Annotated in this window: 15 protein-coding genes and 1 pseudogene; 13 read left to right on the top strand and 3 right to left on the bottom strand. The window is 60.6% G+C overall.

Annotated elements, in window-relative coordinates:
• Positions 1 to 14 precede the first annotated feature (14 nt).
• From AB9K34_RS14130 to AB9K34_RS14115, 4 genes are all read left to right on the top strand, one after another.
• Complete coding sequence (locus AB9K34_RS14130; protein ID WP_369955075.1) at positions 15 to 293, top strand: hypothetical protein; 279 nt, start codon at positions 15 to 17, stop codon at positions 291 to 293.
• Between the two features lie 118 nt (positions 294 to 411).
• Positions 412 to 1140, top strand: coding sequence for a DUF736 family protein (locus AB9K34_RS14125; protein ID WP_369955074.1), 729 nt, complete (start codon positions 412 to 414; stop codon positions 1138 to 1140).
• A gap of 148 nt (positions 1141 to 1288) precedes the next feature.
• Entirely contained in the window at positions 1289 to 1519 is a 231-nt protein-coding gene (locus tag AB9K34_RS14120) for a hypothetical protein (protein ID WP_369955073.1), read from the top strand.
• Positions 1520 to 1559: 40 nt separating this feature from the next.
• The gene (locus AB9K34_RS14115) at positions 1560 to 2066 is read left to right on the top strand and encodes a RadC family protein (protein ID WP_369955072.1); all 507 of its coding nucleotides are present in this window, start codon (positions 1560 to 1562) and stop codon (positions 2064 to 2066) included.
• A 174-nt stretch (positions 2067 to 2240) separates the two neighbouring features.
• Here AB9K34_RS14115 and AB9K34_RS14110 read toward each other — a convergent pair whose 3' ends face one another.
• Complete coding sequence (locus AB9K34_RS14110; protein ID WP_369955071.1) at positions 2241 to 3068, bottom strand: inositol monophosphatase; 828 nt, start codon at positions 3066 to 3068, stop codon at positions 2241 to 2243.
• 951 nt (positions 3069 to 4019) lie between these two features.
• Between AB9K34_RS14110 and AB9K34_RS14105 the strand changes: the two genes are divergently transcribed.
• Positions 4020 to 4949 carry a DUF2493 domain-containing protein gene (locus tag AB9K34_RS14105; protein ID WP_369955070.1) on the top strand — a complete coding sequence of 310 codons (930 nt, stop codon included), beginning with the start codon at positions 4020 to 4022 and terminating at the stop codon, positions 4947 to 4949.
• A gap of 192 nt (positions 4950 to 5141) precedes the next feature.
• On the opposite strand, the gene AB9K34_RS14100 is transcribed toward AB9K34_RS14105, so the two are convergent.
• Positions 5142 to 5441: a hypothetical protein gene (locus AB9K34_RS14100; RefSeq protein ID WP_369955069.1), complete on the bottom strand. Its 300-nt coding sequence runs from the start codon at positions 5439 to 5441 to the stop codon at positions 5142 to 5144.
• Positions 5442 to 6455: 1014 nt separating this feature from the next.
• Here AB9K34_RS14100 and AB9K34_RS14095 point away from each other — a divergent pair.
• From AB9K34_RS14095 to AB9K34_RS14070, 6 genes and pseudogenes are all read left to right on the top strand, one after another.
• On the top strand, positions 6456 to 6608 hold the full coding sequence (locus AB9K34_RS14095) for a hypothetical protein (RefSeq protein ID WP_369955068.1): 153 nt from the start codon (positions 6456 to 6458) through the stop codon (positions 6606 to 6608).
• 431 nt (positions 6609 to 7039) lie between these two features.
• The gene (locus tag AB9K34_RS14090; RefSeq protein ID WP_369955067.1) at positions 7040 to 7723 is read left to right on the top strand and encodes an ArdC family protein; all 684 of its coding nucleotides are present in this window, start codon (positions 7040 to 7042) and stop codon (positions 7721 to 7723) included.
• A gap of 141 nt (positions 7724 to 7864) precedes the next feature.
• Positions 7865 to 9079, top strand: a complete 1215-nt coding sequence (locus AB9K34_RS14085) for a tyrosine-type recombinase/integrase (protein ID WP_369955066.1) — start codon at positions 7865 to 7867, stop codon at positions 9077 to 9079.
• Between the two features lie 137 nt (positions 9080 to 9216).
• Positions 9217 to 10020, top strand: a complete 804-nt coding sequence (locus AB9K34_RS14080; protein WP_369955065.1) for a tyrosine-type recombinase/integrase — start codon at positions 9217 to 9219, stop codon at positions 10018 to 10020.
• Positions 10017 to 11015: a tyrosine-type recombinase/integrase gene (locus AB9K34_RS14075; RefSeq protein ID WP_369955064.1), complete on the top strand. Its 999-nt coding sequence runs from the start codon at positions 10017 to 10019 to the stop codon at positions 11013 to 11015. Before AB9K34_RS14080 ends, AB9K34_RS14075 begins: the two co-directional genes overlap by 4 nt.
• 167 nt (positions 11016 to 11182) lie before the next feature.
• Positions 11183 to 11416: pseudogene (locus tag AB9K34_RS14070) on the top strand (zincin-like metallopeptidase domain-containing protein); the annotation flags it as partial.
• A 172-nt stretch (positions 11417 to 11588) separates the two neighbouring features.
• Here AB9K34_RS14070 and AB9K34_RS14065 read toward each other — a convergent pair.
• Positions 11589 to 12581 (bottom strand): DUF4917 family protein, encoded by a 993-nt coding sequence (locus tag AB9K34_RS14065; protein ID WP_369955063.1) that lies wholly within the window; start codon positions 12579 to 12581, stop codon positions 11589 to 11591.
• A gap of 84 nt (positions 12582 to 12665) precedes the next feature.
• On the opposite strand from AB9K34_RS14065, the gene AB9K34_RS14060 reads away from it, so the two are divergent.
• The gene (locus AB9K34_RS14060) at positions 12666 to 12995 is read left to right on the top strand and encodes a hypothetical protein (protein WP_369955062.1); all 330 of its coding nucleotides are present in this window, start codon (positions 12666 to 12668) and stop codon (positions 12993 to 12995) included.
• 158 nt (positions 12996 to 13153) lie between these two features.
• Positions 13154 to 13354 carry a hypothetical protein gene (locus AB9K34_RS14055; RefSeq protein ID WP_369955061.1) on the top strand — a complete coding sequence of 67 codons (201 nt, stop codon included), beginning with the start codon at positions 13154 to 13156 and terminating at the stop codon, positions 13352 to 13354.
• The last annotated feature ends 40 nt before the right edge of the window (positions 13355 to 13394 follow it).

Below are 13394 nucleotides of genomic sequence, written 5' to 3'. Positions count from 1 at the left end.
AACTGGAGATCAACATGAACGTCACGCAGATCAAGGCCGCCGTGGATGCCGGCAAATCCGTCCATTGGGCGAACGAAGGCTACCGGGTGCATCGCGATGCCCTCGGCCAATACCTCATCACCTATCTGCCGAACGGCAGCACCATCGGTCTGACCGACCGGAGTGGCCGTCGTTTGAACGGGGCCGAGGCCGACTTCTTCATATCGGTGTCCACGCGTGGCGCAGACGGGGAGCAGGGAAGGGAGGTGCGAGGGGCGACGTCGGAGGGCCATCCTGACGCCGGGACGGGCTGACGGGCAGGAGAGAAAGGAAAGGAGGCTTTGGGTTTTTGCGATCCCATGAGGGGTCGGAAAAGCAATCCCGCGCGCTCAGGCAAGAAGCCGGGCAGCGGTATACCCAAGGAGAAGACCCATGTTCGCAGGAACCCTGACCAAAACCGCCGACACCGCAGCCGCAGCCTTCACTGGCATGATCCACTCCACCCGGTTCGACATCGCGATCCAGCTTGAGGCCCGGACCAAGATGTCCGAGCGGAGCCCGGATTTCGACGTGACGGCCGTCAACAAGTCCGGGCGCAAGGTGCGCATCGGCACGGCCTGGAACGAGATCGGCAATACCACCGGCAACCCCTACCTCGCGATGCAGATCGACGTGGGCCTCGGCCCGTTCCGCGTCAATGCGGTGCAGAGCAAGGAGGCGCGGGAGGCGCAGAGCGACGAGTATGAGATCATCTCGTTGGTCTCGAACAGCACCATGAAATCCGGATCCATCTCGGGTGAGCTGACGGCGATGGATGCGGACAACGCCTTTGCCGGATACGTCGCCAACATGATGTTCGATCTCGACTTCATGCTGATCGAGAACGCGTTCAAGACCGAGGAGACCCACCCCGACTACCGCATCGAGGTCAGCTCGCCCAAGGGCCACCCGATCCGCGTCGGCTCGGCCTGGATGGCGAAGAGCAATCGCACCGGGAACGACTACGTCTCGCTCCTCATCAACACGCCCGATGGTGATTTGCGGGTGAACGCGGTGCAGAACGAGGGGCAGCGCGGTGGCCAGACCTTCTCGATCATCCCCTTCGTCGAGGGCGTTGGCCAGGAGCGGTCGGACAACACCGCTCTCGCCCTGGTGGGCTGACGCGCAGCATTACCGCTGCGCGAGGGCGCCTCGGGGAACCGGGGCGCCTGTCACCCGTGCCTCTTACCCCAAGAGGCAGGTCCCGTGAGGGGCGCCGCGGGAGCGCGGCTCCCCTCTTTTCGTTTCTCCCCATCAAAGGAATAGACACATGTTCAATCTCGCCCATCCCAAGCTGGTCACGCTCGCCGAGGCCGAAGGCTACGCCGAGGTCGCGGACTTTCTGGAAGACCATACGCTCGGCAGCGTCGTGCCCGCGATCTGCGTGGCGTCCGATTGCGATCACACCGCCGATCTCGAACCAGATCAGCGCGCCGGCTTCTGCGAGGCCTGCGGCCGCGCTTCCATGAAATCCGGCCTCGTCATCGCCAGCGTGCTCTGAACGCCGCCCGCCGCGCCACTCTCAAACCATTGGAAACGATATGACACGACATGACCTGATCGACATAACCGATCCGCCCGCGCCGGGTTTCTCCGAGGCCGAAATCGAGACCATCGACGCCGCGCGCGTTATCCTGCGCAGGCATGTTCGGGCCACGGCCGTGCTGCAATCCTGGACGATGCTGACCGACTACCTGGCTCTGAACGCCGTCCGCGAACGGGTCGAGGTGTTCCGGGTGCTGCTGTTGGACCGGAAGAACAAGCTGATCCGTGACAAGATCATGTCACGGGGCAGCATCGATCACGTCCCGGTCTATGTCAGCGAGGTCCTGCGTTCGGCTCTCGTGCTTGATGCTTCTGCTCTCATCCTCTGTCACAATCACCCCTCCGGCGATCCGCAGCCAAGCCAGGCCGATATCGACATGACACAGAAGATCGTTGACGCCTGCAGGGTGATGAGCATCACCGTCCACGATCACCTCATCGTCGGCTTCGGGCGGGAACAGGCCGCGTTCAGCATGCGCGCGGCTGGGATGTTGGGCGATTAGGGTCGCGGGCGTTTCAGGCCTTGGTTGGCGGGTTGCACAGGGGAGCGGAAGCTCGACTCCGCGCCGAGATTGTCTCGTTAGCGCCGAAGCCGCCGTTCAGGCAGCGTGCGGCGAAGGTCGGCAGCGAGCCCATTCACGACGTTCGGGAGAGCAACAGGCGCATTCAAGAACCAATCAGAGGGAGCCGAAAAGGCAGTCTCTCGCAGCATGCCAGCTGTCTTGATCGGTGGCGCAAATCAAGCCCCCTGTGGTGTGGAAGGGCTTGTAATGGGAGCCATCGAAATGCGCGCTGAAGCCACCAGCTTCCTGATGCAAAAGCCACCCGGCGGCGTGATCCCACGGCATCAGCTTGTTGTAGACCAACAATTCGCAGTTCCCGCTCGCGGCGAGTCTGTACTCGTGCGCCGCACAACGCAGCCAGAAGTTCATAGCGAATTTCGACAAGTTCTTCTGGACGACCGGGCGAAGCTCGGGAGGCAGGAAGTTCGTTCCGGCAACGATGTTCATTCGGGCCGGCTCGCAGGGCAAGGCGACCCTGAGACGCTGGTCATCACATTCTGATTGTCGAAGCCACGCGCCCGCCCCGCGGAGTGCAGTTGCCGTCCCTCCAGTGATGGGTTCGTGAATTGCCGCGAACACGATCTCCCCTTTGGATACCGCTGCGATCATCGCTCCGAAGAGGGGTAGCCCCGATGTGAAATTCTTCGTTCCGTCAATTGGGTCGATCAGGAAGGCGATTGGCGCATCAGCCAACTTCTCTATGGTTCCCGGTGCATTGCCGGTTCGTTCCTCGCCTACGATCAACGCATCTGGGAACATGACGGCAATCGCTTCCGAAATGCGATCCTCGGCAGCTTCGTCGGCTTCACTGAACACGTCGAAGGACGAGGTCTTTTCGTGAACAGGGTTCGGGACTTGTGCCCGAAACCTGGGAAGTAACTCCTCGTCTCCGACACGGCGCAGAAGTTCACACAATTGATCGACATGAGTGGCGCTGAGCAAGGCTACGGCCTTTCATTGATGGGCGCAGGGCGACGCGGAAAATGTTATTCGTCACGAACGTCGATGTCAGCGGCAGAACGTTGGGTCAAGTGCCAGGCCACTCGTGGCCAGGGTCCTCTGAGACGAACTTCCGCTTTGTCCGCACTGTCGACGCTCGCGCCCGCCGCAGTGAACATCCGTTTCGGCATGGTCGTCCGGCCAGATGCAATGCATATGAAGAATAGGACAGTGCAATGTAAAACCATCCTGATGGCCCTCCGTTATTTCAGGCCACTTCGGTGTCATGGCGCATACCCCTTCCACTCTGTTCGGCTCTTGCATTGCTTGGCCTGCTTGGCCTGCTTGGGCAATCGCAACAGGCTCGGCATAAAATGCGAGCGACGGTCGTCGCTCCAAACGTGGCGCCAGATGCCTGACGGCCTCCCCTTCTCGGCTTCGCGTGTCGCAGGGGAGATATCGGCCCTTGGCCGATCGCGCATTCGGCCATGCGGCCTCACCGCGGCGTCGCGCCCAGATCCCCGGTTTGCCCGCCTCGCGAGCACGTCGCTCCCCGGCCGCTCCGACGGATTGCGCTCCGGTCTGTTTTGCCCAGAGGCCAAAACCATCCCTCCACTTCATCCGTCTCCCGCGTCCGGTCGCGGCGTTTGCCTGCTCGTGTCGGGCAAACCTACCGTCAAACACACACACATGAGCGCGGAAGCATATCCTCCGGATGGCCCCCAAATCAGCCCGCCTCAAGGATCGCAAAACTTTTCGGCAAGGGCGGTGAGCGCGGAGGTGTCAGCCCAGTGGTCGACGGCGCGCCCGTGGTTGTCGGCGCGCCCGGAAAACTTTTGCGCCCGGCAAGCCGGCGGCTTCGCCGTCCCTGACCCGGACAGATTCGGTGAACCAGACGTACGGCCATGCCCCCACACTCACGTGGTGGCTCCACAACCATCTGGAGATACCGACATGGCTTACGACAACGCAACCGCCTACGAGACCATCGAACTCTTCGGGCTGACGGAGAAGGGTGCCGTCCTGCCGATCCCCGAAGATGACATTCTGAAGGACAGCATCACCCGAGAGACCTTCGAGGCGCTGCTCGGGCAGCTGCGCGGCACCGGGCTCGAGGGCGAGATCGAACCGCTCGCGCATGGGTTCGCCACGATCCTGCAGCGCCGCAAGGTCGCCCTCGGCAAGGAGCTTGACCGCACCGCCGATAAGATCGGAGCACTCGCAAAATCGCACGACGGATCGGAGATCGCGGAGACCGCGCTGGAAGAGGCCCAGGTCCGCTTCCTGCAGCTGAGGGAAATCGTCGGAGCCGTCGAGACGATGGCCGAGGCGGCGGCGGAATGCTACGAGGTCGAGACCGGCCATGCCTTCATCCCGGCTGCAGGCTCGCGGGCGAGCGTCCGGGCGCAGGAGACCGGGGCGGTCTTCGAGGCCCAGCAGCTCCTGGAACAGCATGATCGCGAAACGGCTACGAAGTCGAAGGTCGAGGGGGTGCCCCTGATCGTCTCGGGCGCTACTGACTGGACCGATATCGACGTCATCTTCAACACGCTTGACAAGGTTCGGGATCGGATCCGGCAGAACCGCAATCAGGAGATCTTCCTCTGCCACAAGGGCGGCAAGCATGGTGCCGAGATGATCGCGGCACGGTGGGCGCGGGCGCGCGGCGTCGCGCAGGCGCGCTTCGATCCGCGCTGGTCCGCGCACGGCCGGGCGGCTCCGTTCAAGTGCAACGATGAGATGCTCGACGACAAGTTCGCCGCGACGGGTGTTGTGCTCTTCGGTGGCAACGGAGTGGCGCTGAACCTCGGGCAGAAGGCCGAGGCGAAGGGACTGACCGTGATGCGGGTTGCCGATCCGGCGAAGAAGGCATCGGATGAATGACCGAGAGAGGGTCGCCTTCAGGCGGCCCTTCCTTCCGGCCCTGCTTCGGCGGGGCCGTTTCGTTTGAGGCGGCCCTTTTGGTGTCCTGCCGTGTCAGGACACGAGGCCCTGCCCCGGCAGGACTGGCGCTGTCCGCGCGGGAGCCGCTAACGCGGCGAAATGGCCCCAGGAGGGGCCATTCCAATCCGTGAGCTAATGGCTCGTGGGCATCGGAACGATCAGCACATCCTCATCCGGGCACATCTGGCTGTGATATTGGATCATGGCATCGGCCGAGCGGAAGTGCTTGTGCTCGCCAGACGACGTCGTGAACACCGGCTCTTCCGTCTTGTCAGGGAAGACGCCCATGACGACCCAGACGGTCTTGCCGTTCGTGGGGTCCTTATGGGGTTCGTAGCGCAGGCGGCCCCCGCGTTTGATGAACTGGCGCACCCTGTTGCCGAGTAGCAGGGCGCGCTTCGGTTGTCGGACAGCCTCGCTCGATTGGTCCATTTATACCTCCTTCTTGGTTCGTCTGTGTCGTGCCACAGGTTGGGTGCCCGGCGGCGCAACGGGTCGTGTCGGCTCGCCGCTCGGGAAGAAGCGGTTGGCTGAGAACGTCACGCTGGCTCTCGGTCAGAAGTCCATGACGCCGGTCTTCGCGGCCTCACTGAGACAGTCGCGAAAAGCGGTCATCGTGGGCATTCACCACCAAGAGCCGAGCCCGGAATTGCTACTTTGAAACAGTCTGAGGTTGAACCTTGCTGTTCCATCGTTGCGCGGAAAGACGCCAATCAGCGTCAGGGCAAGCCACTGAAAGTCGATATGTTTTTGAATGTGTCCCAGCCCCGGGTAACGGTTGAAGATCAGCTTTTGCGCGAATTCCTCGTTTGGAGGGCGCGCTGCGACTGCAATTCAGCTCCAAATCTCCGACGGGTCGATGTGCGACGCCGGGTTGGGGGCGAGCGGTTTTCCAGCCTGGAATGGAGCGACCTTGGGAGCGGAGTTTCAGGCCGGAGCAGGCCCCGAACGAGACCCCAAGTATCGAGAGAGGGGCCTGTGGGAAACCGTGGCGGGACGTTGGGTCTGGGCCAATCCCGCGCAGGCGCGGGACCGCGTGCCGAGGTTCCGGCCGGCGGCGCCGGCCTCCACCCCGAGCCGGACACCCCCGAGCTCCCTTCGGCCGAGAGCGCTGCGGTCCGTCTCTCCGAGCCAGCCCTCAGCGCGGCCGAATGGTCGCTCAGGGGCCTCCGTCTCGGCCAAAGGTCTGGCCCGCATTTCGCGGTCGGTTTGGGGTGGTAAGGCCACGCAGGAAGGAACGCGCAGGTTCGGGCATCCGTCAATGTGCGCAAGCGCCTTCGCGGTGTGGCGATTTGATTGGGAGAGCATGCGCCGGCCACGGCCCGGTGCAAGGGCAAGCCCTTCTCCACTGCGCTGCGCTTCGTTGCGACCGCAGGCGGTGCACCCGTCCGCTCTGGGCCGTTGCGGTGATCTCCCGAAATCATCCATCACCGAAAGGAGCACACAATGAACAAGATCATCGCCCGTCTGCGCTCAATCCTGCGAAGCCTTGCCACAAAGGCGACCCTCAAGATCTCGGTCGCGCTCAGCGTCCCTGGCTTCCTGAAGGTCGAGGTCAGCTATTCCCGCAACCTGAATCGGCCGCCGGAGGAGGGCTGATGGCCCTCGGCGGCCCCGTCCATTTGGACTGCTCGCAAAGATCAGAAGAGACCCGCGCGGATTGCGCGGGTCACGTGTCCTCAGAGGTCAGGGCAGGGGATCGACGGGCCGGCGCCCGCTCACCCCAGCCCTGGCAGTTTCCTTTGATCTGGTCCGCCCAACAGACCTGCCCCGGAAAGTCAAAAGACAAGCGCCGCGCAGGCGCGTCGTCTCCGACGAGGACCGTGTCCTCGGCCTCCGGCCTGCGGGCCGCACCAACCTCGTCTCCGATCCTTTGACTGTCCGGTTCAGGCCCGTGGGTCGGGCTTCGCCCTCTCCCACTCTGTTCCGCCGAAAACATGCGTTTTCGGTCGGATCAGGTGGCCGAGGCGCAGCCCATCGGCGGAAGGAGGGCACCAAGCCTCCCCGTCCCACCAGTCAGGAGGCCACAAATGGCTAAATCGGATTTCGACATCTACCAGCACGTCACCAACCAGATCATCGAGGCGATGGAGGCGGGCGTTTCGCCGTGGCGCAAGCCTTGGTCCGGTGGCGAGCAGGGCGGGACCTTCCCGCTGCGGGCGAATGGCGAACCCTATCGGGGGATCAATGTGCTGATGCTCTGGCTTGCCGCCCACGCAAACGGGTTCGGCTCGGCGCACTGGTTCACCTTCAAACAGGCCAAGGACCTTGGCGCACATGTGCGCACGGGTCAGAAATCATCGACGGTGGTGAAATACGGGACCGTCGAGCGCGAGAATGACGACGGTGAGGCAGTCGCGATCCCCTACGCCCGCGCCTATCGCGTCTTCAACGCCGACCAGATCGAAGGTTTGCCGGAAGAATTCTACAACCACCCCGAGGTGCAGGAGGATCTTGGCACGCGTCCCCTTCCGGAAGTTGATGCATTCTTCCAAGCGGTCGGGGCCAATGTCACGCATGGCGGTGCAAGGGCGTGCTATATCCCGTCGGAGGATCGGATCCAGATGCCGCCCGTGTCCGCGTTCATTTCCGCGCAGCACTACACGGCGACGCTCTGTCACGAGGTCACGCATAATGCCGATGTTCTGATTATGCCGCGTTTCTGCTGGCGATTGCCTATTTGCTCGGGTTTCTTGCGTTTTCAGGCTGCATAAGACTGTCGTAGAGAACGCCTGTCTTTCAAACTAAGGAAGTCCGATCTGGAAAACCGCCATGTGCACATTTCGGACAGGGCCATACACACCCGTCCTCTGCCATAAGCACAGCCTTCAACCAACCAAGTGAAGGAAATACTTATGGAAAATAACATCGGACCAGATCGCGCGGAGCGCTTTGCTTCACAGATCCAGGATCAGGGGTACAGCCGCCACTCTATCAAACAATACAGGACCACAGCCGAAGCGCTTTTGACTGCGATGCTGAAGGCAAACCTCGGCCCCGCTGACTTGACCGAAGATCGCATGGACCAACTGATGGTGCCGATTATCGACGCCGCTTCTGTGAAGGACAAAAAGTACTGTCGATACCGCATCAATCGGTTCTGGGATTACCTGATTGAAAACGCGGGCGCGCCACCGCGCTCCGACCCGCCGCGGGACATGTCGCCAAGGGCTTGTCTGAAACGGGAATACGAAACCTATCTCCGCGTCCAGCGCGGCCTGTCCGAGGACACCATCTATCACTGCCTTCGGTTTTATGACCGGTTCCTGACCGCCAAGTTTGGTGCCGGTCTGGGCGATCTCAACACCATAAGGCCTGACGACATCACGGGGTTCATACTTTGGTTGCGGAAGGAGCAAAACGCGCCGCGTGACAAGACCGGCCCGTCGCATCTTCGCAACCTGTTCCAGTTCCTGTTCTGGAGCGGCAAAACCGAGCGCAATCTGAGCAACGCCGTGCCAAAGGCGCGACAACCGAAGCCGACCGGCATTCCGAGATATCTTGAGCCTGAAGAGGTCAACCGTCTCATCGAGGTGGTTCGCAATCACGAGAAGACGGGTCGGCGCAACTATGCAATGCTGATGCTGATCGCCCGGCTCGGTCTTCGGGCACCGGAAGTGACGGCGATAGAGCTGGACGACATCGACTGGCGCGCCGGTGAAATCCTGATCCGGGGCAAAAGACAGCTTCACGACCGGATGCCACTGCCGGTGGAGGTTGGCGAGGCGATAGTCGATTACATAAAGAATGAACGCCGGGGGCCGGATCGGGCGTTGTTCGTCTCTGCAAAACCGCCGTTCAAGAAGTTCAAAGACGCTCAAATCCTTCGTTGGATACTGCGGGATGCCTATGACGCGACCGGTATCAGCCCGCCACAAGCCTATATCGGCACACACATCCTCCGGCACAGTCTGGCCACCGACATGCTGCGGAAGGGCGCTTCGCTTGCCGAGATCGGAGATGTGCTACGTCACCGATCCGCGATGACCACGACCATCTATGCGCAATACGACGTGGATGCCCTGCGCTCGATCTCGCGGCCCTGGCCAACCTCGGGAGATGCCCAATGAAGACGCTTTCCCGACGACTTGACGAATATCTGGCCATGCGACGCTCGATGGGATTTGACCTCACCTTTGATGAACGGGTTCTGCGCAAGTTCACGACTTTTGGCGATGAAAACGGGTTTGATCGGATCTCGACGCCGTTGTTCCTTGATTGGAAGTCGAACTACGGAAACGCCGACAACAACACGTGGTCTAATCGCCTTGGTATGGTCCGCCGGTTCGCCTTCTGGCTTGCGGAGCACGATGATCGGACCGAAATCCCGTCCAGCCAACTCGTCACAGGGCGCTATCGAAGGCGGATGCCGTATATCTACGCGCCCAGGCAGATTGCAGATATTGTCGCGGAGGCCGGTCGACTGCCGTCACCATATGGCCTCCGGGCTGCTCTATGGCAAACCCTGTTCGGCTTGATCGCGGTGACGGGGATGCGTGTGAATGAAGCCTTGTCTCTGGATCGCCATGACGTTGATTTGCAGCGTGCTGTGCTCACGCTCCGGAACACGAAGAATGGCAGGGACCGGCAGCTTCCGATCAATGGCGACACCGCCCATCAGCTCGCCCGATATGCCGAGTTGCGGGATCGGTTGATCGTGCGTCAGTCACCCCGGTTCTTCATCAAAGAAGATGGCGAACCGGCGGGAGATTGCGGCGCACGCTACAACTTCGCGCAGGTCAGCCGAAATATCGGCCTTCGATCACCGCAAGCCTTCAACCGCCACGGCCATGGGCCGCGCATCCATGATTTGCGGCACACATTTGCTGTCCACACCATCCTGGACTGGTTCCGGGATGGCCGGGACATCGAAGCCGAGATGTACAAGCTCAGCACCTACCTCGGCCATTCTGAACCAAAGCACACATTCTGGTACATCGAAGCCGTGCCCGAGCTGATGCAGTTGGCGGCGGCGCGAGCTGAACGACGGGTTCTGGAGGGCACATCATGATCGCGACCTATCCCTTGCCCGTCTACGTGCAGCGGTTCTTCACCGAGCGGCTGTTGACCCAGATGCAGGCCAGCCCGAACACGATTGCCAGCTATCGCGATACCTTCAGGCTCTTGCTGAAATACGCGGCAGCAGAGACCAGGCTACCGCCGACTGATCTGCACGTGGCTCATATCGATGCAGACATCGTCGGGCGGTTCTTGACCTTCTGCGAGGAGGAACGCGGCAACAGCGCGCGAAGCCGGAACACGCGCCTCGCGGCCATTCGCTCGTTCTTCAAATACGTCGCGGGTTGTGAACCCCATTTGCTGCATCATTGCCAGAAGGTGCTGGCGATGCCGTCCAAGCGGCACGAAAAACGCGTGGTGGACTTCCTAACGCGGGATGAAATGGAGGCCTTGCTGAAGGCACCTGATCAGTCGACCTGGTTTGGTCGGCGAGATCGGCTGCTGCTCCTCACGATGCTTCAGACGGGCCTTCGTGTATCAGAGGTGATCGGCCTGCGCGTCAGGGATGTTGAACTCGGCACAGGGCCGCATCTGAGATGCATGGGCAAAGGCCGAAAGGAACGCGCGACGCCGCTGCGCGCAGACAGTAGGGATGCATTGAAAGCATGGCTCGCCCAAATCGGCACCGAACCCAATGATCCGCTGTTCGCGACAATCCGTGGCATGCCTTTGAGCCGGGATGCGGTTGAACGGATCGTTCGAAAGCATGCGGCCACCGCCGCCTCGAACAACGCGACGTTCAGATTGAAGCGCGTCACGCCCCATGTTCTGCGCCACACTGCCGCGATGCAGCTTCTGCAGAGCGGCGTGGACCGAACAATCATTGCTCTCTGGCTGGGCCATGAATCGGTCGAGACGACGCAGGTCTACATCCATGCCGACATCGAACTGAAAGAAAGAGCGATGGCGCTGACGAAACCGGTCGACGGCAAAAACGGACGGTATCGGCCGGGTGACGAGTTGCTGGCATTCCTCGAAGCGCTCTGAATTATGCTGACACGCCGCGCCGGTCTTCCAATACCGCAACAGGTTGCAAAGATCGGCGCGGCATAATCCGAACATCGGCATTATGACCCTTATGCCGATGTCGGCATAAGACCCATTGGACTCGCCACCCCAAGCGCCTTGACCGCAGTTTCGGTCGCAAACGCTGGGGCGACGAAGGTTATGCCCAGGAAGAGCTCATCGCTGAACTTGGAGCCGCGTTTCTGGCTGCTGATCTGGGCCTGTCTCCGGAACCGCGTGACGAACACGCCGCCTACATTGCGCATTGGTTGACCGGTCTTCGCAACGACAGGCGGTTCATCTTCCAGGCAGCTGCTCACGCGCAGAAAGCGGTCGATTACCTGCATGGGCTGCAGCCAAACACGGATGAGGTCGCCGCTTAGGCGACCTCAATTCGGGCTGGTTAGGCATTGTGTGGCGCACAGACTGCAAACACTAGCAGCAATGATGTCCAACGTCGGCATGCGCAACGATGGAGTCACACCAATCAGGGCGCGCAAGAACCAGCGTCCGTCAGCCAGGAATTCTCCGACAGCATGATCGTCAGTCCGCATCTTATTCCTCCGGCGGTCCATCCCAGACCTGCGCGGTCTCAGAGTCAAAGAAGCTGTAGTGGACGCCATCCCCTCCGAGCTTTTTGTATTTTGCCAGTTCGGCATCCAAAGCCGTGACCTTTTCGTCGTTTGGTTGGAAGACGCCGAAATAGACGTGCTTAGCCTTTGATCCGAAAATTGCATGATAAATATGGGCGTCGTTCGAATCTGCGCTGTGCCCGAACACGAAAACGGCGGCAGTGGTTTCCTGCAGTGCGCGATAGCAATGGCGGAGATACTCGACGGAGTTGATCTTGCGCAGCTTCGATGTTGAAGTGCCCTCGGCTACATAGAGAGGAAGCCGCCCGTTTTTTGCAATCTCGTGCGTGATGTTCGCTATGACTCCATCGCCATCGTTCAGAGCTTTGTAGACATCTCCGACTCCGTCTTGAAAAAGGTGTAAACCGCCATGTAGGTTGAAAGTTCGGCAGTATGCACCTTCTTGGAAAGGGCCTTTGAAACGGCCATCGTCTACGTCTTCGCCAAGGCCAAACCCGTCAGTTAGCAGGCTTTTTTCCAAATTCACCCAATAGAGCAGTAGGTCATAGTTTAGCGTGAAGACTCGGCCTTTGCTAAAGTGCTTCAGAAACGCTGCCGCGCTTTCATACTGGAATTCGAGGTCTTCCCGATGGGCGGGATGTGTCGCGTTGACGGCATTGACGAGGGCCTCCCTTACCTTTTGAGCGTCGGCCTCGAGTTCATTGGCATGAACTTCGTTGCCATAGGCCCGCTCGACAATGGATGCGTCCTCGAGAGCCCTGATAACCGCTTCGAAATCTACTGTGCCAAGTTGTTCAAACAGTGCTTTTACGGGGCTGCCGTCTTCCAGCTGCGCCTCCGTCAGAAGGTTCGCGTAGTTGAAATACTGCGCAGAAAAGCCGTTGCCGATCAGAAGAGCCTTATCTTCGCCTTTTGTGGCTTCTATCGCTTGTTGAAAGCTGATGATTTCAAGCATTTTGTTTAACCAATTTCTTAAGCCGTTACGTGCGTTCAGGCACTATTTCATTGTTTTAGATGAACTTGGCTGAGCCCCAGCCGGATGGCAACGGCCGAATTTCCTGTCGAGAGCTTTCGTCTGTGTCAGCCCAATCCCGCCGTTTGTGTCGGCATAGGCGGAGGTGAGCTCCATGGCCTTCAACAGTCGGGACTGGTTCAAGACAAGGTCGTCATCGGCAATGGGTCGAAGCTTGATCATGCCCCGCCATATCAGGTTGCGTGGGGACATGTCATTCCGGTCGTGGCAGGTTCATCTATCGTCGGGCGCCATCCATTGTGGACGTATCCGATCCTTTTGCGCTCAGGCGTGATCGGCACGTTGCCCGGCCACCTCGGTTCTCCTTTCGTTTTCTTCCTGATGCAATCTCCGTGACCTGGTCCGTCTGGCGGTCGTGGCTTTCAGCCACTCCCTTCAAGCAGAACTTTCCCCTGTGCGCTTCGCGCCCATTCCTCGCGACCCAAAGTTCAGCCTGACAGCCGGCCCGGGCAGTCACGGTCTCCCGTTTGCATCGATAACGAAGGAGAACCGATATGACCAAGTACTACACCGTCACCACCCCCGACACCGGCAAGGATGGCAAGACTCGCTTCCACAAGGTGGGCGTCGCCTTCCCGCAGACCGAAGGCGCCAAGTCCTTCATGACCATCCAGCTCTTCGCAACCCCGGTGAATGGTGAGCTCGTCCTCTTCGAGCCCAAAGCCGACAGCGACGACGGCCAGGTCACCGAGTGACCCGGCCGGGGAGGGGCCTCGCGCCCCTCCCGTCAACCTC

Source organism: Sedimentitalea sp. XS_ASV28 (assembly GCF_041224545.1).
Classification (GTDB): Bacteria; Pseudomonadota; Alphaproteobacteria; order Rhodobacterales; family Rhodobacteraceae; genus Sedimentitalea.
The sequence above is the reverse complement of the archived record's forward strand: the minus strand, read 5'-3'. Positions and strand labels throughout refer to the sequence as shown.

Bases quoted from the DNA above. Each gene is read 5' to 3' on its own strand.
- AB9K34_RS14095 (WP_369955068.1), top strand. From the start codon at position 6,456: ATGAACAAGATCATCGCCCGTCTGCGCTCAATCCTGCGAAGCCTTGCC.
- AB9K34_RS14100 (WP_369955069.1), bottom strand. From the start codon at position 5,441: ATGGACCAATCGAGCGAGGCTGTCCGACAACCGAAGCGCGCCCTGCTA.
- AB9K34_RS14065 (WP_369955063.1), bottom strand. From the start codon at position 12,581: ATGCTTGAAATCATCAGCTTTCAACAAGCGATAGAAGCCACAAAAGGC.
- AB9K34_RS14120 (WP_369955073.1), top strand. From the start codon at position 1,289: ATGTTCAATCTCGCCCATCCCAAGCTGGTCACGCTCGCCGAGGCCGAA.
- AB9K34_RS14130 (WP_369955075.1), top strand. From the start codon at position 15: ATGAACGTCACGCAGATCAAGGCCGCCGTGGATGCCGGCAAATCCGTC.
- AB9K34_RS14125 (WP_369955074.1), top strand. From the start codon at position 412: ATGTTCGCAGGAACCCTGACCAAAACCGCCGACACCGCAGCCGCAGCC.
- AB9K34_RS14105 (WP_369955070.1), top strand. From the start codon at position 4,020: ATGGCTTACGACAACGCAACCGCCTACGAGACCATCGAACTCTTCGGG.
- AB9K34_RS14055 (WP_369955061.1), top strand. From the start codon at position 13,154: ATGACCAAGTACTACACCGTCACCACCCCCGACACCGGCAAGGATGGC.
- AB9K34_RS14060 (WP_369955062.1), top strand. From the start codon at position 12,666: ATGGCAACGGCCGAATTTCCTGTCGAGAGCTTTCGTCTGTGTCAGCCC.
- AB9K34_RS14090 (WP_369955067.1), top strand. From the start codon at position 7,040: ATGGCTAAATCGGATTTCGACATCTACCAGCACGTCACCAACCAGATC.
- AB9K34_RS14115 (WP_369955072.1), top strand. From the start codon at position 1,560: ATGACACGACATGACCTGATCGACATAACCGATCCGCCCGCGCCGGGT.
- AB9K34_RS14075 (WP_369955064.1), top strand. From the start codon at position 10,017: ATGATCGCGACCTATCCCTTGCCCGTCTACGTGCAGCGGTTCTTCACC.
- AB9K34_RS14085 (WP_369955066.1), top strand. From the start codon at position 7,865: ATGGAAAATAACATCGGACCAGATCGCGCGGAGCGCTTTGCTTCACAG.